At 68.5% G+C, this 20,245-nt stretch carries 12 protein-coding genes and 3 pseudogenes; 7 read left to right on the top strand and 8 right to left on the bottom strand.

The features are described from left to right. The 3 genes and pseudogenes from U9979_RS02740 to U9979_RS02730 all read right to left on the bottom strand — a co-directional run. Window positions 1-208: pseudogene (locus tag U9979_RS02740) on the bottom strand (hypothetical protein); the annotation flags it as partial. Beyond that, window positions 201-998: an MIP/aquaporin family protein gene (locus U9979_RS02735; protein WP_322778125.1), complete on the bottom strand. Its 798-nt coding sequence runs from the start codon at window positions 996-998 to the stop codon at window positions 201-203. The gene U9979_RS02735 and the pseudogene U9979_RS02740, both read right to left, overlap by 8 nt. 7 nt (window positions 999-1,005) lie before the next feature. Beyond that, the gene (locus U9979_RS02730) at window positions 1,006-1,542 is read right to left on the bottom strand and encodes an ArsI/CadI family heavy metal resistance metalloenzyme (RefSeq protein ID WP_322778124.1); all 537 of its coding nucleotides are present in this window, start codon (window positions 1,540-1,542) and stop codon (window positions 1,006-1,008) included. A 101-nt stretch (window positions 1,543-1,643) separates the two neighbouring features. On the opposite strand from U9979_RS02730, the gene U9979_RS02725 reads away from it, so the two are divergent. Together U9979_RS02725 and U9979_RS25035 are read left to right on the top strand one after the other, a co-directional pair. Then, window positions 1,644-2,063 (top strand): arsenate reductase ArsC, encoded by a 420-nt coding sequence (locus tag U9979_RS02725; RefSeq protein ID WP_322778123.1) that lies wholly within the window; start codon window positions 1,644-1,646, stop codon window positions 2,061-2,063. A 303-nt stretch (window positions 2,064-2,366) separates the two neighbouring features. Beyond that, window positions 2,367-2,526: pseudogene (locus U9979_RS25035) on the top strand (kinase); the annotation flags it as partial. 106 nt (window positions 2,527-2,632) lie between these two features. Here U9979_RS25035 and U9979_RS25030 read toward each other — a convergent pair. Further along, window positions 2,633-3,939 (bottom strand): annotated as a pseudogene (locus U9979_RS25030) (AMP-binding protein). A 911-nt stretch (window positions 3,940-4,850) separates the two neighbouring features. On the opposite strand from U9979_RS25030, the gene U9979_RS02705 reads away from it, so the two are divergent. Continuing rightward, window positions 4,851-7,598, top strand: coding sequence for a helix-turn-helix transcriptional regulator (locus U9979_RS02705; RefSeq protein ID WP_322778120.1), 2,748 nt, complete (start codon window positions 4,851-4,853; stop codon window positions 7,596-7,598). Here U9979_RS02705 and U9979_RS02700 read toward each other — a convergent pair. Genes U9979_RS02700 through U9979_RS02685 form a run of 4 tightly spaced genes read right to left on the bottom strand, consistent with a single transcriptional unit; the run spans window position 7,497 to window position 15,015 of the window. Then, on the bottom strand, window positions 7,497-8,792 hold the full coding sequence (locus tag U9979_RS02700) for a cytochrome P450 (protein WP_322778119.1): 1,296 nt from the start codon (window positions 8,790-8,792) through the stop codon (window positions 7,497-7,499). The genes U9979_RS02705 and U9979_RS02700 overlap by 102 nt on opposite strands. Window position 8,793: 1 nt before the next feature. After that, window positions 8,794-10,437: an FAD-dependent monooxygenase gene (locus tag U9979_RS02695; RefSeq protein WP_322778118.1), complete on the bottom strand. Its 1,644-nt coding sequence runs from the start codon at window positions 10,435-10,437 to the stop codon at window positions 8,794-8,796. Window position 10,438: 1 nt separating this feature from the next. After that, a complete protein-coding gene (locus U9979_RS02690; protein ID WP_322778117.1) occupies window positions 10,439-13,522 on the bottom strand; it encodes a ferritin-like domain-containing protein in 3,084 nt (1,027 codons plus the stop codon). Continuing rightward, entirely contained in the window at window positions 13,519-15,015 is a 1,497-nt protein-coding gene (locus tag U9979_RS02685) for an NAD(P)/FAD-dependent oxidoreductase (protein ID WP_322778116.1), read from the bottom strand. Before U9979_RS02685 ends, U9979_RS02690 begins: the two co-directional genes overlap by 4 nt. 303 nt (window positions 15,016-15,318) lie before the next feature. Here U9979_RS02685 and U9979_RS02680 point away from each other — a divergent pair, with 303 nt between their 5' ends. The 4 genes from U9979_RS02680 to U9979_RS02665 are packed head-to-tail and all read left to right on the top strand — an operon-like array spanning window position 15,319 to window position 20,240. Further along, window positions 15,319-16,653, top strand: coding sequence for a glycosyltransferase (locus U9979_RS02680; protein WP_322778115.1), 1,335 nt, complete (start codon window positions 15,319-15,321; stop codon window positions 16,651-16,653). After that, the gene (locus U9979_RS02675; RefSeq protein WP_322778114.1) at window positions 16,650-17,903 is read left to right on the top strand and encodes a cytochrome P450; all 1,254 of its coding nucleotides are present in this window, start codon (window positions 16,650-16,652) and stop codon (window positions 17,901-17,903) included. Before U9979_RS02680 ends, U9979_RS02675 begins: the two co-directional genes overlap by 4 nt. Beyond that, window positions 17,896-19,047, top strand: coding sequence for a hypothetical protein (locus tag U9979_RS02670; RefSeq protein WP_322778113.1), 1,152 nt, complete (start codon window positions 17,896-17,898; stop codon window positions 19,045-19,047). The genes U9979_RS02675 and U9979_RS02670 overlap by 8 nt, the downstream gene beginning before the upstream one ends. Next, window positions 19,044-20,240, top strand: coding sequence for a cytochrome P450 (locus tag U9979_RS02665; RefSeq protein WP_322778112.1), 1,197 nt, complete (start codon window positions 19,044-19,046; stop codon window positions 20,238-20,240). The genes U9979_RS02670 and U9979_RS02665 overlap by 4 nt, the downstream gene beginning before the upstream one ends. The last annotated feature ends 5 nt before the right edge of the window (window positions 20,241-20,245 follow it).

Raw genomic sequence — 20,245 nt, 5'->3', positions numbered from 1 at the left:
AGGGGAAACGATGCATGTGCCGTCCCCACGCCCGTGGGGGTGATCCGCATGTTTCGTAGTCGTAGTCGTAGTCGTAGTCGTAGTCGTAGTCGTAGTCGTAGTCGTAGTCGTAGTCGTAGGCCAGCCGGCGGGGCGTGGCCTGCACCTGGCGGCGGGTCGCGGGGTCCATGGCCGGTAATCCGCTGGCCGGGTCGCTGTTGTCAGTCATGGGACGCACTTCTCGAGGCCGATCGGGTGGCCGGTACGGTGCCGTCAGGTGGGGCGGTGCCGTTGGCGCTGCCGGGGTGGGCGACGACGACGTCGGCCGCGGCGGCGGGCGTGAGCTGCGGGTAGAACAGGTGGATCAGTCCGATCCCGATGAGGCCACCGACAATCTGGGCGGCGATGAAGCCGGGAGCCGACGCCGGCGCGATCCCGGCGAAGGAGTTGGAGAACATCCGGCCGACGGTGATCGCAGGGTTGGCGAACGATGTGGACGAGGTGAACCAGTACGCCGCGCCGATGTAGGCACCGACCGCGGCCGGCGCCCGCTCGGAGCGGCCGGAGCGGGCCAGGGAGAAGATGACCAGCAGCAGGCCGGCGGTGGCCACGACCTCGGACAGCAGATGCGGCCCGGACGCCCGATGATGAGTGGCGATCGACACGGCCGCCCGGTCGAACATCAGGTTCGCCAGCACGGCCCCGGCGGTGCAGCCGGCGACCTGGGCGGGTAGGTAGGCGGCCACGTCCCGCCACGACAACCCGCCGAACACGGCGTCGACGGCGGAGACGACGGGGTTGAAGTGCGCGCCGGACACCGGTCCGACCATCAGGATGATCGCGAACAGGCCGGCGGCGGTGACCGCCGCGTTTTCCGCCAGCTCCAAGCCGGTCTGGTTCGGGCTGAGCTGCTGCGCGGCGATCCCGGAGCCGATGACGAGGGCGGCCAGCAGCATGCTGCCGACCGCCTCCGCCGCGAGTCGCCGCGCGAGCGCTGGCTGCCGCTGTTTTCCCGACATCGCGCGGTCAGACGCTCAAGCCGGACGCGAACCCGATGGTCAGAACCTCACCCGCGTCGGTGCTCTGCGGGCCGCAGACCGGTCCGCAGTCGCACGCCGACCCTGGCCCTCCCGCAGCGGCGTCTCCCGCAGCGGCGTCGGGCAGGGTTCCCGCTCGGCCTTCCTCGGCGTCGGCCAGGACGGTGTACACCTCCCACGGCGCTCCGTCCGGGTCGTCGATCCACACCTTGTCCTGGACCGCATAGCAGCAGGTCGTGCCCTGTTCGGTCGCCGTGGCCATGCCCAGGGCGGCGAGTCGGCCGGTCGCCGCGGTCACCTCGTCGGGGGTTTCCACCTCGACCCCGAGGTGGTTGAGCGCCCCGGCGACCCCGCTGCCCCGGGCGTCCGGGTTCTCGATCAGCACCAGCTTCAGCGGCGGGACATCTACCGCGAAGTTCGCATACCCCGGCCGGCGCTTCGCCGGAGCGACCCCGAACAGCTTCGTGTAGAAGTCCACCGCGGCGTCCACGTCGGAAACGTTCAACGCCAACTGCACTCTCGCCATCACAGACCTCCAGACATCGACCAGCATCTATAGCACCTGTTCGGGGCCGAGGATGCGCCGAGGCATAGACCGCTGTCAATAGCTGAGGCATGCTGGATGCCGTGACCACCAGCCCTGTTGCTTGCGTGCTGTTCGTCTGTGTCCATAACGCCGGCCGCTCCCAGATGGCCGCCGGCTTCCTGCGCCACCTCGCCGGTGACCGGGTCGAGGTCCGCTCCGCCGGCTCGCTGCCCGCCGAGGAAGTCAACCCCGCCGCCGTCGCCGCCATGGCCGAGGTAGGCATCGACATCACCGACCAGAAGCCGAAGGTGCTGACTACGGCCGCGGTGCAGACATCCGACTATGTGATCAGCATGGGCTGCGGCGACGCCTGCCCGATCTTCCCCGGTAAGGCATACCTCGATTGGGATCTCGACGACCCGGCCGGCCAAGGCGTCGACGCGGTCCGTCCGATCCGCGACCAGATCGAGATCCTCATCAAGGAGCTCCTCGCGGGTATCGACGAGGCCGGTCGGCGCTGAGCTTTCCGCTCGCCTGTCTTGAGATCATCTGAGTTCAGGGTGGTCACCGGCCAGCCGACGGGGAACGGGAACTGTTCAACCCGGCGAGGGTGCCCACCACGCGCTATACCGATACCGGGGCACAGCCATTCCCTCCCCATGGGCTGCCACGACATGAGGTAAACGACCCGAGTAGACGCGGGGCTTGTGGACCGCCCGGTGCCTGGTGACGGGTACGCCGGGTGCGGGGAGCGGGCCGGGGAGCGGGCCGGGGAAACGGAGCAGCGGCAACGCTGCCACCGCGCCCCGGTCCGACTCCACGTGGAGACGCTGCGCCGGCACGCCACACGGCCCCAGGCGAGCGAGTTCAGCGGCGAGGACATGCGTGGGCTGGTATCTGCCGCACGACGTGCTTGGCGTCGAGGGCGAGCAGGTCCTCCCTGACCACTTCACGCTCCACCGAACCGTCGCTACGACCGTTTGAACCCGCCCCGCCCTTCCTTGCGTGCCTGGGCACCGGTGTGCCCGTCCGGGGATGGTCCCACTGCCCGGTCCCACGGGGGGCGGGGTTCGGCCTGCTGGGAATTCTCCTAGCCGAATGTCAGGTCGATGGCTCGTTCACGGAGCATGGCTTTCTGGATTTTTCCGGTGGAGGTCTTGGGAAGGACGCCGAAGATGATCCGGCGCGGTGCCTTGAACCGAGCGATCCGGGTCCGGACGAAGTCGATGAGTTCCGCCTCGTCGGTGGCGTCCTGTGATCGTAGGGTGACGTACGCGATCGGAACCTCGCCCCACGTCGGATGCGGGGCACCGACCACCGCGGCCTCAAGGACCTCCGGACGCGTCCACCACGCGGACCGGTTCACTGATCACGTTGGCAATTCCCTGGCGTGCGGTCAACCGCGCCCGTTTCTGCACGGTCGAGCCGTCCCATTCCGGCTGCCACTCGCACACGACGGCGGGACCGAAGGTCTCAGCCAGTCCGTAGAGGTGGTGTACATCGATTCCGAAGGTCTCCATCCGCTCCAGCAACGCGGGCCACGGCGGTGCCCCCCGGTGAACACCTTGACCGGATACGGCGGGCGATGCGCCGCAGGATGATCAGCCAGCATGGCGAGCACAGTGGGCGCGGCGCAGAAGTGACTGATTCCCTCGTCTCGGATCGCCCGCCAGATCTCGCCGGAATCGACCCTGCGCAGGCAGTGGTGCACGCCGCCGAACGCGGTCACCGCCCACGGGAAGCACCAGCCGTTGGTGTGGAACATCGGCAGTGTCCACAGATAGCGCGAGGACGTGTCGAGCGTGGCATAGTAAGCCATTGCGACCGCCTGCAGGTAGGCGCCGGGTGGTGGTACATCACCCCCTTGGGCTGGCCGGTGGTACCGCTGGTGTAGTTCAGCGACAGCAGCGAACGCTCGTCGGTTACCGGCACTCGATGCGGCCGCGCGTCCGCCAGCAGCAACTCGTACCCGGCGTCCTGCCCTGGGCCGCAGTCCCCGGCAAGGATCACGGTCGGGCGCCCGGTGCCGGCGCGCAGCGCGTCCGACAGCACCGGGCGGTACTCGGCGTCGACGATGGCCACCGTCACGCCGCTGTGGTCCAGGATGTAGCCGATTTCGCTCGCGGACAGTCGGGTGTTCACCGCCACCAGCACGGCACCCGCGAGCGGTACCCCGTAGTGCGCCTCGAGTAACACGTGGGTGTTCGGGCACAGGACCGCCACCCGGTCGCCGGGCTGTACCCCGTGTTCGGCGAGCACCCCGGCCAGCCGCTGCGCGCGCTGCCAGAACTCGCCGTAGGAGTACCGCAGATCGCCGTCCACCACGGCCGGCCGCTGGGCGAAAACCCTCGCTGCTCGTTCGAGGAAGGACACCGGGGTCATTTCTTGGAACGTCATCGCGCTCACGGGAGCTCCTTGTCTGGCGTGCGGATCGCTCCGGCCGGGCCCCGGAGGTCTGGACGAGGTGCCCTGTCCTCACCGCGCTCGCTTCTGGGATGATCTCAACCGTGCCCGGGTCGGTGCAATGCCCTTGCCCGCGACGCCGCGACGCCGCGTCCCCTGTTGCCGGGCGCTCCAAAGCCGCGGAGATGAGTGTCAGTCACCTCGGGACGAGCCTTGGAAACCGCATGATCAAGAGTGTTGTGTATGGTCGGTAGCTGCTCACCGGCGGCATGGCCGACAGCGACGAATTCCGGGATACGACACCGGTAAACCCAGGACGGCCAGCCGGCCAGGAGCTTCTTTCCTTTATCGCCGCCGACCCCGGCGTACGCCGTTCCTCCCTTGCCGGGCAATGGATTTGATCAGGGTGAATGTCAGCTGTTCTGACCGGTCTCCGTCGCGAAAAAACCGTCGCCTTCCGGCGGATCTCCCGTTCGTCCCGGCGTATCCAGTTACGGATCGACTGTCCTGACGGGCCGTATTCTCCGGCCAGCTCTTCGGGTGATCTTCCGGCCCGGACGGGCTCGATCGTCTGCTGGCGGAACTCGGCGGTCCAGGGCGGTTCTGATAGCCACACTTTCGGTCCTTCTGGGAGCTATTGTACCAAGGGGCTCTGGTATGAAATGGTCCGGGTCGGCGCGGGGACGGCGGGCAGCTCTTTGCGTCCCTCAACCTGGTACGGGTAGAAGGTGGCGGGAGGCCACGTAGCGCGCTCTTCTTATCCGGTCAAGATTCTTTTGTGGTGACTCTCCACGATTTCAGTGGATTGCCACTCGTCCGTATGGCAAAGTCCGTGAACGGGGAGCGGCAATGTGAGGTGGACCTTGGTCGACAGGCGCAATGTCCCGTGCTCCGGGATCGACAGCGTGGTCGGCCACGCAGTCCCCGAGGTGGCCCGGACGACGTCGCGGCGGCGAACCCGGCCGCACAGCGCGAGGCGGGTGCTGCGTGGCCGTGAGTCCGAACTGGCTGGTCTGGTGACGATCCTGGACACTGCGATCACGGCGGGACGAGGTACGGTGGTGTCGGTCGTCGCCAGGGCGGGCATGGGCAAGACCGCGTTGATCACGGAGATGGAGATCGCGGCGGTCGCCCGCGGCTTCCGGACGGCGTGGTCCGGCCCGGGCGATGACTTCCGGCCCGATACGCTGGCCGGTCTGCTGGGTGACGCCGACACGGAGATAACCGACCCGCGTCTCGTGCTCGAGCGCCGGCTGGCCCGCGGTCCGCTGCTGATCAGCTTGGACGACTTCGAGTGGGATGAGCCGGCCGTCCGGACGTTAGGGATGGTGTTCTCCCTGGTGACGACGCGGCCGCTGGTGTGCGTGCTGGCACATCGTTCGGGTCGGCACGCATTCCGGCTCGAACGGTTGTTCCGCTTCTCGGAGGACCGGGAGGCCATGGTGTACCTGCCGTTGGGCCGACTGCCCGACGACGTGGCGGTGGCGGTGGTCTCCGATGTGCTCGGCGCCACGCCGGACGCTGCGCTGACCGCGGTGGTGGCCTGCGCGGAAGGCAACGCCGCAGCGCTGGTCCGGCTGGCCGGTTGGCTCGTGCGGGAGGGCCTGGTGCGCTGCGAGAATGGCGTTGCTCGCCTGACGCACGAGATCACCGCCACGTCGCAGAGCACACCAGCGTCCGAGTGCGTGGACACGCTGGTCCGCTGTGCGTTCGATGCGTTGTCGCCGCAGACGCGCCAGGCGCTGGACGTGGCGGCTGTCCTGGGCCGGACGTTCGCTCCTGACGACGTGGCGGAGATGCTGCGGCAGCCGGTCGCGGTGCTGGCGCCCGCGCTCCGGGAAGCTCTCACAACCGATGTGCTGGACTGCGCGGCGGAGAAGATGCGGTTTCGTCACGACCTGGTCTGGCAATCGGTGTTGCGGAGCATTCCGGTGCCTGTCCGCAGTGCGTTGCACACTCAGGCGGCGAGGATGCTGCTCGCCCGAGGTGATTCCGTCATCGACTCGGCGGGACACCTGCTGCGCGGAGCGGTGCGAGGCGACACGGCGACGGTGGAGGTGCTGCGTGCGGCTGCGGAGCAGACACTGCGGTCGTCGCCGCGTGCGGCGGCGGAACTGGCGGTGCGCGCTCTGGAGCTGATGGTGGGCGACAGTGAGGAGTGGCTGCCGCTTACCATGATCGCGGTGGAGGCCTGCGCCAGGGGTGGACCGTTGTCCACGGCGGTGGAGCTGGCCAGCGGGGCGATCGCTCGGGACGTGCCACCGGCGGCGGCCGCAATGCTGCGATATTGGCTCTCCACCGCGTTGACTCTCCAGGACCGGCCCGCGGATGCGGCGGAGGTGGCTGCCGGGCTGTTCAGTTGCCCCGGCGTGCCCGCCGACCTGTCGCGGCGGCTGCTGCTCAATCGGTCGATGGCGGTGACCGTGCGGGGTGGGCCGCCCACCGCGCCACCGGGCGCCGACCAGGTGATCATGCCGGCGTCCGGCCCGATGGCGGCCTGGCAAGCGGGTATGGTCACCGCCGCGCTGCGGATGTCGCGTGACGCGGTGCTAGCCGAAGAGGTGCGATTTCCGGTGACGTGGCTCGGTCATCCACGACTGGCTCGTGCGGCGATCCTGACCGGACTGCGGGATATCGAGGGTGCGCGGGCGGCGGTCGCAGCCGTCGAGCAGGACGTCGACTACACGCTGAGCGCGTTGCCCACGCTCATGCGTGCCAGGCTCGACCTCGCCATCGGGCGGTCGGCGAGCGCCGTGGCCGAGGCGACCGAGTGTCTCGCGTTGGCCAGGGAGACCGGGGTGCGACTGCACCTGCCCGCGGCGCTGGCGGTGTTGACCACGGTGGCGTTGCGGCGGGGTGATCGGGTGGCGGACGCGTCGGGAGACGCACTGGTGCAGTGGGCCGCCGCAGAAGTGGCCGGAACGCGGGCGGTGGCGCTGGAATGGGCATGGGCACAGTCGGCGCTCGCGCAGGAGGACTACCACGGTTGCCTGCGGGTGCTCGAATGGATCAGTCGTGACGACGACAGCTGCCGGGCACTGTTCGTCGAGGAACCGGCCGCCGCAGCGTGGATCGTGCGGACCGCGCTGGCGATGGGCAGACGTGACTGGGCCATGCGGGCGGCGGACACGGCGGACCGGCTCGCGCAGGACGATCCGGACGTCGCGTCGGTGGTGGTGGCAGCAGCACACGCGCGGGGTCTGCTGCACGATGACGTCGAGGCCTTGGCGCAGGCCGCCGGGGGGCATGAGGATCTCTGGGCGCGTGCGTCGGCCGCTGAGGATCTGGGCGAAGCTCTGCTCATAGTGGACCGGGAAGCCGCGGTGCAGAGGCTGGAGGATGCGGTCGCGCTGTATGTGTCGGTCGAGGCGGAGCGCGACGCCGCGCGCGGACGCCGCCGGCTTCGGGCGCTCGGCGTCGTCAAACGGCACTGGCAGCGCCGTGATGCTCTCAAGACGGGCATCGCCAGCCTGACCGAGACGGAGCAGACAGTCGTGTCCCTGGTCGCCGAGGGCCTGACCAATCGTCAGGTCGCGAGCCGGATGTTCATCTCACGTCACACCGTCGCGTTTCACCTGCGCAAGGTGTTTCGCAAGCTCGACATCAGCTCCCGGGTCCAGCTGGCCCACCACATCCAGTTCGGCACCGACTGATCCGGCGGTCAACATCAGCCGGACCGGGCCGTGGAAAACCATGTCGTCGCCGTAACGGACGCCGCTCACCGCGCGGCCGGGAACGACGTCGAGCAGCGCAGACAGGGCGATCTCCGCTTCGGCTCGCGCGAGCTGGGCGCCGAGGCAGTAGTGGATGCCCAGACCAAAGCCGCAGTGGCGGGCGGTGTCCCGGTACAGCCGCAGCTCATCGGGGTCTGGAAACCGGTCGGGATCACGGTTGGCGGACCCGAGCACGAGCGTGACCTTGTCACCGCTGTGAATCTCCCGGCCACCCAGCAGCGCTGCGCTGGTGGCCCAGCGGGTCACCATCTGCACGGGTGGGTCGTAGCGAATCAGTTCCTCCACCGCAGCGGGCATCAAGCCTGGATCGGCCCGCAGCCGGGCGAGCAGTTCCGGATGGGCGATCAGGGCGAGCACCGCTTTGCCGAGCAGGTTGGTCGTGGTCTCGTGCCCGGCTGTGAGCAGGTGCACGCAGGTTGCGGTGATCTCATCAGCGGTCAGTCCATCCGCGTGTGTCAACAGGGAGATCAGGTCGGATCGCGGCTGCTTGCGGCGGTGCACCTCCTCCCCGAAGTACTCGGTGAGCTCGCCCGCGGCGGTCTCAGCCTTGGCGAAAGCGTCAACGTTGCGTGCTGAACGCGCGGAGCTGGCCTGCTGCAACCACTCGGCGCGTTCGCGGAACCAGTTGCGCAGGCTCGCCGGCACCCCGAGCAGCTCGGAGATGACCAGTATGGGCAGCGGTGCCGCGAAGTCCTTCACCAGGTCCACCTCACGCCGATCACTCACGTCCCGCAGCAGATCGCGGGCGATCTCGGCGATACGCGGACGCAGGTCGGCCACGACCTTCGGGGAGAACTCGGCGGCGAGTAGGTGACGCAGCCGCGTGTGCCGGGGCGGGTCCAGGAAGACCAGCCAGTTCTCCACACTCCGGCGCAGCGCGTCGGTGCGAGCAGGGTCGGTGCGAGCAGGGTCGGTGCGAGCAGGAAGGTGCGCGGGCACATTACGGCCGAAGTCCCTGCTGGACAACGTCTGCGCGACATGGTCGTAGCCGAAGACGTACCAGGTGCCCGGCGCGGCCTGGTGCACCGGGTCCGCCACGCGGTAGCGCCGGTAGATCGGGTACGGGTTCGCGACGTCCTCGGCCGACCAGCCCTGAACGGAGAAGGGCGTCATGTCACACCGCCCCGCGCACGACGTCGGCCAACTCATCCGGCGCGGACGGGAGTTCCGCGCCACGCCATGCCACGTGCCCATCGGGACGGACCAGCACGAACGGGAACCGGTAGAGCCGGGCGATCTCCTGGTCGTCGCACAGGGTGGTCCGCAGCGGGACCCTGCGGTCGCCGAATGCGCGCTGGAACCCGTCGAGCCGGTCGGACTGCGCGAAGCGGAGCAACGTGTACCCGCGACCGAACAGGTCCAGTGTGGATACCCCAGGGCGTATCCAGGCGTGCGCGGCGCGGCTGCCGGGATCGCTGCCCGGCCGCCAGTCCGGCGTGAGCCCGCCGGGGCCGTCCGACACCACGATCGGCGACCGGTAATGGAATCCGAAGTGGACGTCCGGTGCGTCGAACTCGCGGTGCGCACCGCTACTGGCCAGCCGTTCGGCCATCGCAGCCCGCGCGCGCATGCCCGCGGGCGTGCTGTGGCCCAGGTCGGACGGGATGTCCCGGTCCGTGGTGCGCTTCAAATTCGTGTTGGCCGCGTCGAGGCTGTCCAGCGCCACCGGGCGCCGTTCGGTGTCATAGGTGTCCAGCAGCCGCGAACCGGCCCAGCCGTCGAGTTCGGCCGCGAGTTTCCAGCCGAGGTCGACGGCATCGCCGATGCCGGTGTTCATGCCGAATCCACCGGACGGCGACAGGGTGTGGGCCGCGTCGCCCGCGAGGAACGCACGTCCCGACCGGTACTGATCGGCGACACAGTGGGTCAGGTGCCATACGCCGTCGGACAGCAGCTCCACCGGGGTCTCGAACGCGACGGCGTCCCGCACCATCGACATCGCATTCTCGCCCGTATCGCCCGTATCGCCGGCGGCGACCAGGTTGTAGAGGCCGCGGCCGTCCAGCGATCGTAAAGGATAGCGCAGGGTAGTCGACCGTATCAGGAAGTACACCAGTGCGGTGCGGTGGCCCCGTGCGGTGAGTTGGCCGGCCAGTTGCGGGGCGCGGAACAGCAGGTTGCGGAACACCTGCGTCTCGTGGCGTGTGGGGGCGTCGATGTCGACCGCCTTGCGGATGGGGGAGGAGCTGCCGTCGCAGGCGATCAGGAACCGGGCGGTAACGGTCATCGTCGTCCCGCGCACGCAGTCGGTGACGGTCGCGCGCACACCGTCGACGTCCCGCTTGAAGTGCTCGATCCGGTGCAGGTAGCGCAGCGGACCGTCGGGATGGACGCCGACGGCGTTCGCCAGCAAGGGGTTCAGCCAGTGCGCAGGGCACACCTGGTCGGGTTCGGGGGTGTGGGCGAAGGCGGGACGGTCACGGGCCGTGCCCCGTTCGAACCGGTGGATCTCGTGTTCGCCGACGCGGGTGACCCAGGCGATGTCGAGAGGGTGGTCGCCCGGCCAGCCGGCGGCGCGGATCCGGTCCGCGACACCCCATCGCCGGAAGTGCTCCATCGAGCGCGGACCCGTGGTGCTGACCTTGGGGTGCGCCACCACGCCGTCACCGGCGTCGACGACGACGTGACCGATGCCGCGGTATGCCAGGTCCAGCGCCAGCGCCATCCCCACCGGGCCGGCGCCCACGATGAGCACGTCGGTCTCCACGTCGGTCTCCACGTCGGCCTTCACGTCGGTCGCATTAAAGGGTTCGGGCATCTCAATTTCCTCGCAACTGGTCGGCAAGCATTGCGCTCATCTCGGCCACCCGTGCGGGCACGAGCGGGCATGTGACGGCACGGGCGGCCATGGCGTCCAGGCGCAGCGCGACCGCGCGCATCGCCACGTCGGGACGTGACAGGAAAGCGGGTTGTGCGTCCAGTTCGAACGACGGCCCCGCGGTCCTGCCCCGTAACCCGGACGGCATGGTTACGAGCAGCTCGCCCAGTGGCCGCATGACTCCGGTCATCACGTCGATGGCGGTGTTCATCAGACGCGACCGGCGCAGGCTGGTGTCGTGCCCCGCACCGAAGTGCTGCACCATGAGCTGCAGCATCACGAAATAGGCGTCGTTGAACAGCTGCATGACATCCCGCGCCTCGGGATCGGTCACGTACTGGCGCGCCGTACGGCCCTCGCGTACGGTCGGGTTCCGCACGACCGGATAGGACGGGATCCAGCCGGCGTCGCGCAATAGCGCGGCGACGCCCCGGAACGCCGCGTAGTGCGACTGCTTGTCGCAGTGTTTCGCCTGGGCGGCGCCATCGGTCAGCGCACCGCCCTCGCCCTGTTCGGTGATGATGTCGATGGCGAACAGGGCGCTGGCGAGGTCGTCGACCTCCAGCTGGTAGTCGGGGTGGCGCTGGTTGACCGACTCCCGCAGGAACAGGTGGTGTTCTCCACCGCCGCGTCCGGGTTCCACCAGGAAAAGGCCGGGGATGTCCTGCAGGCCTTGCCTGATGTCGCCGTACAGTTCGCTGAGCGAGGAGTAGGTGTGCGGGCGGGGGTCCGGCCGGCCGACGCGGTCACCCAGCCGTACATCACCGACCAGGCCGTCGGGTTGTTCGATGAGGATGAAGCGCTGGATGCTGCCGAAATCCAGGCGTTCGAGGGAGAAGTCCGGCGCAATGGGCAGTTCGGCGTTGATCGTGTCGAAGTTCACGTTCGGCACGTGGAACGGTTCGCCTATCGCGGCGAGAATGTTGTCGACCAGCAGAAAGTGAATCATCTCTTCGCGGGCGACGGTGATCAGCGTGCCGCGAATCCCGTCGTCGAGCGTTTCGCCGCCGTCGCCACAGGCGAGCCTGCGTTGTTGCGGGGTCCAGTCGCCCCTGCGGACGTATTCCAGGCCCGCGCCGTGCGTCGGGACCGAGTAGGCTGCGTACAGGTACTGCTCCATCACCGCGAGTTCGAGCGTCACGGCGCCGCGCAATGCCGACACCAATTCCGCCCGGGTCCTGATGCCTCTGCCTGACATCCCTCTGCCTGACATCCCTCTGCCTGACATCCCTCTGCCTGACATCCCTCTGCCCGACCGATCCGCCGAAGGCAGGATGCTAAGTGTCTCGTCGGGCTTCTGCTGTGCCCTCAGGTAGCCCAGCAACAGTCGTGCCTTCGGCTCGCTCAGGTCGCGCGTGGGCGGCATGTAGTAGGTCTTCGGTTTGTTGCGTGGGTCGCACATCTGCCAGATCAGCTTCGCGTAGGTCTCCACCTTGCAGCGGTCGGCGAGGCTGAAGACCTCCTCCCGCATGAACGAGTACAGGAACTCATAGGGCGCGAAGACCTCCCGGTACACCAGATCGAAGGTGATCTCGTGCTGCGGACGGTCCGCGAGCCGCCAGTCGTCCGGTAGCACGCGGACGGACATGTGCCCGGCGGCCGACCAGAACCCGAGCGCGTCGTCGTTGTCGTACCCCGTGACGTCCAGGTCGCCGACGTCGGCGGTGAGCAGGATGCGGGTCGAGCCCGCCTGCGCGCCGCGCAGGGTGAACCGCCCGACACCGTTCTCGTCGGTGTTCGTGACGCAGGTGCTCGACCAGCCATCCGCGTCGTCACCACGGCGGAGCCGCACGATCTCGGCCTGCGCGGCGCGCGGATCGAGCGGAAGCGCCCTCGGGTTCGCGAACTGCCGCAGCCAAACGGTTTCCACGGGTGCGGGGCGGCCACGGACGAAGGACCGGAACACCACGTCGACGTCGTGGTCCGGGTCGTCGGTGGCGCGCGGATGCTCCAGGAACAGGCAGGCGTCGTCAACCTGGAGGCTGACCTCCCGCTCACGCGACACCGTCTCACCGTTGTGCCCGGACACCACAAGCAGCGCTTCGTCGTCGGCGCCGTCCGATCCGCTCGCTCGCGGTACCCGCAGCACACCACCGCTGCGCACAGCGTCCACACAGGCCTGCCGCGACACCTCGGCGACAAGCCGCCCGGTGCGCGCCGTGCGTAGCTCCAGGTCGCAGGAGGGAAGCGACGGACCGATCGCCGTGATCATGTTCAGTGTGACGTCCTCGGCTGTCAGATCGACGGAGAGGATGTGCGGCGCTCGCCCTCGGTCGGCGGGCACCAGCAACCGTCCGGCCGGGTAGGTCCGCGACTCGGTGCTGCGCCACGGGGCGATGGTTCCCCGCAGGTCCCAGCGTTTCGGGGCATTCGGGGCGCACGGGGTCGACGGGGTGATGAGCGCGAACTGCACGACGAGACCGTCCGCGCCCGACCGGAGCGCCGAACCCAGGATTTCGACGGCGGGGGAGCCGCCGCCGTCGTCAGGCCACGTCAGGTCGGCACGCGTCACCACGAACTGGTGCACAACGGAACCGCCCCGCCGCAAGTCGTGCCACCTCGGCGGCTGAAAGCCGTGCACGGTGCCGGTGCATGCGTACCCGGTGTCGTGCGAGCGCCCGGCCCGGCCAAACCCGAACTGGCCGACCATCAGCGTGGTCGTCCAGTTCGACGACGGGTCGACGTCGAAGACCCGGGCACGGTTGACGGTCGTCTGGAGGTACTCGTTGTAGTGCCCCCACATGTCGACGCAGCGCCCCACCACAGGATCGGTGTGGTCGACCGCTCCCGCGCGCAACTCGACACCCGACACCACGGCGTCGACCGCGAAGTGCCCGTTGCCGGCGAAGTGCTCCCCCACGGGGCCGTCGTACTCCTGCGGTGGCCGATCGCGGGGGAACGGCGTTCCGTCGGCCCCCAGCGCCGTGTTCGTCGCCAGGTCAAGGCGGCCATTGCGCGGACCGGTTGGACACTGGGTGGTACCGGCACCGGTGAAGTGCAGGCGCGGCAGGTCGAAGATGCTCACACCACCCGCCGGAGGCGCTGAGCCGACCTGCGGCCGGAGAACGGCTCGTGCCACTGGATGCTGTGCACGGCGTCGATGGCCGACTCGATCGCCCCCTCGATCCAGGCCGGTTTCGACGAGCAGTGCTCGCCCGCGAAGAACAGACGGTCCTGCGGCCGCGCCGCCGCCTGCCGTTGCTCCTCGCACGTGGCGGCGTCCTGTGTCCAGCGGATGGTGGCTGCTCCCCGGCTCCACCGGTGCTCACCCCACACCTGGCTCACCGTTGCTAAGATCATGCCGGGTTCCCGCAGCCTGGGGTGCATCCGGCTCACCTCGGTCACGATGACCTCGTGCCTGGTCACCGGATCGAGCTTGCTGATTTTCTCCGCGTCGGGGCCGATGGTGTAACTGGCGAGCAGCACAGCGCCCAGCGACCGGTCACCCTCCACGGGAGGGTAGTACGTCTGGCGCACCAGCCCGCCGGTGAACGAGGCGCCACCGGTGATCCCGTCTGCGGTCCAGAATGCCTCCCGGCAGTGAAATGCGATCTTGGTTGCTGGCCAGTACTGGGTTTCGTGGATCACGCTCAGCTTGTCGTCGTCGAATCCGTCCAGCCGCAGCCTCCGCAGGACGGGGAAGGGAATCGTGCACAGCACGTAGTCGCAGTGCCAGGAACTGGTCATGCCACCGTGGCGTACCCCGACGACCACGCCGTCGTCTCGGACCGACAGCCCGACCACCTCGTGGCCCAGCAGGAGCGGCCCGCGGATCTTCGCCGCCAGCCCGTCGGTGAGCGCATCCGTGCCGTGGCGTAGGCGAAAGATCGCGTTACTCGTCTCCATGAGCACGTCATCCAGGAAGCGCTCGTGCCGGCCGGAGCACACCGACCGGAGGTACGGGTGGTCCGCGAAGACGGAGTGCAGGTCCACCTTTGACCCGCTGTCGCCGCACAGGTACGGCTCGAGATCGATCCGGTCGACCAGGTCGAGCAGGTCGGCGTTTACGTTGGGGTGGTCCCGGAACTGCGCCGGCGCGACGGCGTTCAGACACGCGTTCAGCCATGAGCCGAACAGCAGGGTGTTGTACCGGTAGCCGTGTTCGGTCAGCCCTGGGTCGAGGGCGCTGACGAGCGCCTTCGGCGCGTCGCGGACCCGGACATAGCCGCCGTCTTTGACGCGCAGCAGGTCATCGTCGTCGGACAGGATGGTCCGGAACTCGCGGACCTGGTTCAGGAGCCCGAGTTTGGCGATATAATGCAGTGCGCGCGTGTGACTTATCGGAATCCGCATCGCGCCGAGTTCGGCGAATTGAGCGCCCTTGGCGCTGCCGAAGCGGTACGTGTGCACCCGGCCGCCGATGCGGTTGCTTCCCTCGAGGATCCGCACCCGGTGCCCCCGCCGTTCCAGTTCGTAAGCGGCGACCAGGCCTGCGACGCCCGCCCCCAGCACTGTGATCGTCTTCGGTTCTCCGCTGGTGTGGTCCGATCTTTCATCGGTCTGTGACGTGACGGACATCGCGCCTCCTAGCCAGGGCGGCTCTAACCACGACTGAGCTCGGAATTGACCGAGGAGCTCGCAGTCGAGGACCACGCGACAGATATAGATCTCCATCGTCGGCAACCGTCGCTACTGCTCATATCCCCATGACCATCACCAAGGTGAGTAGTCGCTGTCCGCCGGCACACCCGTGCGGACCCGTCGTCATCCTCCGGGCTGACAGTGTTGGCGCTGATCCCTTCCGCTGCCGTTGTGCGCGGGGCAGCGTGGGCCAGGCGGTGGGACCGGACGGCCCCGCTCGACGGACGAGGAGAGGGAGGGATGGCGACCTTGGCACACGTGCTGATCGCGACCACACCGGCCGACGGCCACGTCAACCCGGTGCTTCCCATCGCGCGGCACCTCACCCGGCGCGGACACGAGGTCCGGTGGTACACCGGGCAGGCCTACCGGGACAAGGTGGCCGAGGTGGGCGCTACGCACGAGCCGATGCACACCGCCTATGACTTCGGGGGCCTGAGTAAAGAGGAGGCGTTCCCAGCCCACGCGGGGCTGAGCGGGCTGGCCAGCTTCCGGGCGGGCATGGAGGACATCTTCTACAACACCGCCCCCAGTCAGATGAAGGACCTCCTCGAGATCATCGAGAGGTTCCGGGTCGACGTGATTGTTTCCGATGACATGTGCTACGGCGCGTGTTTCGCCCGCGAGCACACCGGAATCCCGTTGGCCTGGGTGGGCAATTCGATTTACATCCTCAACAGCCGTGACACCGCGCCTCTCGGCTACGGACTCGGGCCGTCTTCGTCACGGCCTGGCCGTCTGCGCAACCGTTTGCTCACGTTGGCCGGGGATCATCTCGCGCTGCGTGCTACCCGCAAACGTGCCGACGAGGTCCGGGGCGAAACGGGACTGCCCCGTCTCGGCGCGAGCGTCATGGAGAACATCGCCCGCAGGCCGGACCTGTACCTCGTCGGCACCGTCGAGTCGTTCGAGTTTCCCCGGAGCGACCTGTTCGAGGGGACGCACTTCGTAGGCCCGCTCGACCTGCCGGCAGCGGACACCAGGTTCGACCCGCCCCCGTGGTGGCACGAACTCGCTGACGGGCGGCGGGTGGTGTTAGTCACCCAGGGCACGATCGCCAACGATGCGCAACGGCTGCTCGTCCCGGCCATTCGGGCGCTGGCGGACTTGCCGGTTCTCGTCGTGGTGACCACCGGCAACCGCCCGCTGGACGCCAACACCGCGCGGTCGCTGCCGGCCAATGTACGGGTCGAGCGATTCGTCCCCTATCACCGGCTTCTGCCGCATGTCGACGTGATGGTGACAAACGGCGGGTTCAACGGGGTCAACGCCGCGCTCGCACACGCTGTGCCGCTCGTCGTCGCAGGGGCGAGCGAGGAGAAGGCCGACGTGGCCGCGCGGGTGAGGTGGGCGGGCGTGGGGATTGCACTTGGTCGCCGAACCCTGACCCCGCAACGGATCCGGCGTGCGGTCGGCGCTGTCCTCGCCGACACGCGTTACCGGCAGGCCGCCGCACGTCTGCGAGAGGAGTACCTGGGTCACGACGGGCCGCGGCGGGCTGCGGAGCTGATCGAAGGACTGATCGGCACCTATGACCCAGCCGCGCAGGCCCCGGTCACTGGAGGCATCCAATGAAATCCGACGAGCTGTTGGACGCGCCCCACGTCGACATACCTACCATTCCCGCCCCGGTCGACTGCATGCCGAGTCTGGTCGCCGCCGGACGGGTGGCGCCGGTCGTCACGGTCGACTACTACGGCGGAACCGCGTGGGCCGTCTGCGACATGGGTCTCGCGCGTGCGGCTCTGACCGACCGGAGGCTGAGCAAGGACGTCGAGCTCACCCCGGACTGGATGCGGATTCCCGGGGTGATGCTCGGCGCACAGCCCCGCGCCGAGGTCGCCCGCACCATGGTGATGAGCGAGGGACCGGAACACGCCAGGATCAGGCGGTTGCACGCGGAGATCTTCACACCGCGCAACACGGCCACATGGGCCGCCCAGCTGGCCCGGCTCGCCGAGGAACTGTTGGACGAGCTTGCCGCCGAGAGCGGTGGCGAGGTGAACCTCGTCGAGCGCTACACCTACCCGCTCCCGCTGGTGTTCATCTGCGCGATGCTCGGCCTGCAGCCGGAGATGTACGCCGTGATGCGGCGAGCCACCGACGACATCATCTACTCGCCGGAGGCGATCGTACGGGCGGGCGGCGTCGGCGCGCTCGCCGGCGCGGTCGCGGGGTGGGCCAGTGATCCCAGTCCGTTGAACGAAGGACTGATCACCGGTCTCCTCGAAGCCGTCGACGGCGAAGCGGCCATCACGGTGAACGAGGTTGTGACATGGACGGTCGGCCTGGTGATGGCCGGCTACGAATCGACGGCGAGCCTGATCGCCGCGGCGATCCTCGAGGCACTGCGCAAGCCGGCTGACCAACGTCCGCGCACTGAAGCGGAGATCGACGCTTGGATCGAGGAGACCCTCCGGGTGCACCCGCCGTTCCCGCACGCGACCTGGCGGTTCGCCACCGAGGACCTCAACCTCGGCGGCTACCTCATCCCAGCGGGGGCGCCCGTGCAGATCAACGTGGCAGCGGCCAACCGCTGTACGGGCGGGGAACCCGCGGACGATTTCGACGTGTATCCGGCCCGCAGCCACATCAGTTTCGGGCTCGGTCACCACTACTGCCTCGGCGCGCCGCTGGCCCGTCTCGAGGCCACGCTCGCTCTGAGCGCCTTCCTGCCCCGCTTTCCGAACGCCCAGCTGAGCGAGACCACCGCGGTGGGGTGGGAGTCGGAATGGATGACCCGCCGCATCAAGGTCCTCCCCGTCGTGCTGGCCGGCGCCGGCTCGCCCCACACCGATCACGGAAGGTACGACCAACATGGATGAGGCATTGATCGAATCCGTACTCGCCATCGCGGCGCAATCGGAGCGGGCGGCATACGCTGCCACGGCCAAACAGGGCCCCGCCGAGGTCGCCGAGGTCGTGCTGACCGAGGTGGCCGCACTGACGCGGATGCTCCCTGGACCGGACGAGAAGGTGCCGGTCCAGTGGGACCTCGGCTTCGGCGACGAGCGGCTCGGTTACGTCATGACGGTCGGCGGTGGCGGCGCGACCGTCGAACCGGGCTGGCACGAGAGCGCCGATGTGGTGATCCGCCAGGACCTCACCGAACTCCTCCGCGCGGTGTACGGCGAGGCCGGGCCGCACGACTCCAGCAGGGAAGTCTTTGTGAATTTCCCGGACGGTCCGCCGGAAGCCGACCTGGACGGCCGGGACCCGCGGCGGCGCACGCAGGGCATCGCGGCGGCGCGCGCCGCGACCCGGGCCGCCACGGCGAACCCGGTCGACCTCACGGAACTCGCGATCCGCATGGGCACCGACAAGTGGGGCCGGCACTGGTACACCTCGACCTACGAGCGATACTTCGCGAGGTTCCGCGACCGCAACGTTCGGGTACTCGAGATCGGCCGCGGCGGCGGTGAGTCGCTCCGCATGTGGACGCACTACTTCCGCAGGGGACAGTTGATCCGCGTCGACGCCAGGGACAAGTCGTTGAGCACACCGATGCGCGCGCGTGCGGTGTGGGGTGCCCCGGACCACGAGTTCCTCGCCTCGCTCGGGGCGGACCTCGGCCCGTTCGACGTCGTCATCGACGACGGCAGCCTCATGAACCACCGCGTCCTCACGTCATTCACCGCACTGTTCCCGCACCTACGGCCCGGTGGCCTTTACTCGATCGAGGCCGTCGGCGTCTCCTACTGGCCCGGTTGGGGCGGGAGCAGCACCGACCTCAACTCACCCACCACGATGGCGGGGTTCGTGAAGAGCCTGCTCGACGGCCTCAACCACCAGCACATCGATCGTGCTGGCGAGTACGAGCCGACGCTCACCGACCGGACGGTCTCCGGCGTCTGCATGCACCACAACATGGCGTTCATCGAAAAGGGAGTCAACACCGAGCGCGGTGCTCCCGCGTGGGTGAGGAACGCCGACTCGGCACTGTTCCGGGACGGGGACGAACACCGATGACGCAGACCTGTCCGCTGCCGGAGTTCCCTTTCGTGCGGTCGAGTGCGCTCGACACCGACACGCTTGGCATCGAACTGTTGGCCAGCGCCCCGGTTACGCGGGCGCGGCTGCGCGACGGCGCCGAGATCTGGGTCGTGCTGAGCAACGACGCCGCGCGCCAGGTTGTGACCGACCCCCGGTTCAGCAGCCGGGCGGCGCTGGAGCCGGGCGGCCCCAAGATTGGCAATACCGTCCCCGATCTGCTGCTCAGCATGGATGGCGAGGAGCACGCCAGGGCCCGGCGCCCGTTCGCCAAGGCATTTACGCTGCGCATGGTGGAGCGGATGCGCCCGTGGATCGAGGGTCTCGTCAGCGATCTACTCGACGCGATAGAGCAAAAGGGACCGCCGCTCGACCTGGTCGAACAATTCACCGCATCCCTGCCGGTGACGGTGATGTCCCAACTCCTCGGTGTGCCGTATGCCGACCGAGGCCAGTTCATGGCGTGGACCGACCGGATGCTCGGCGACACCGGGTTCACCCCCGAGGAGATCGGCGAAGGCATCGGCAATCTTCAACAGTACATGGGGCAACTCGTCGACCGGAAGCGGCGTGAACCCGGAGAAGACTTCACCACCGAACTCATCCGCGTGTCTGAGCACGGTGACAGCCTCACCGAGGACCAGTTGGTCAACAACCTCTTCCTCATGCTGGGCGCCGGATACGACACGACGCTCAAGCAGCTGTCCAACTCGCTCCTGCTCCTGTTGTCACGCCCGCAGGAGTACCGCCGGCTGGTCGAGCGCCCCGACCTGATTCCGAACGCTGTCGAGGAACTGCTGCGCTACCTGCTGTTGTCCCCGACGGGGCTGCCGGTGCGTGTCGCCGTTGAGGACGTCGAACTGGGTGGCCAACTGATCCGCGCCGGCGAAACCGTCGCCGTGCTGTACCACGTCGCCAACCGCGACCCCGGCTTGTTCGAGTGCCCGAACGAGCTGGACCTCACCCGGCCTGAGGCCGCCAAGCACATGTCCTTCGGCGCGGGCCCGCATTTCTGCCTCGGGGCTCCGCTGGCTCGCCTCGAGCTGCGGACGGCGCTGTTCCAGTTGACCCAGCGCTTCCCGACACTGCGGCTGGCGGTGCCGTCCGCGGACGTGCCGTGGAAGGAGGGCGGCCTGCATCGCGGGCCGCGAACGCTTCCCGTCGAGTGGTGACCTTT

Origin of the sequence: Protofrankia sp. Cas4 (assembly GCF_963555915.1) — a bacterium.
GTDB lineage: Bacteria > Actinomycetota > Actinomycetes > Frankiales > Frankiaceae > Protofrankia.
The sequence above is the reverse complement of the archived record's forward strand: the minus strand, read 5'-3'. Positions and strand labels throughout refer to the sequence as shown.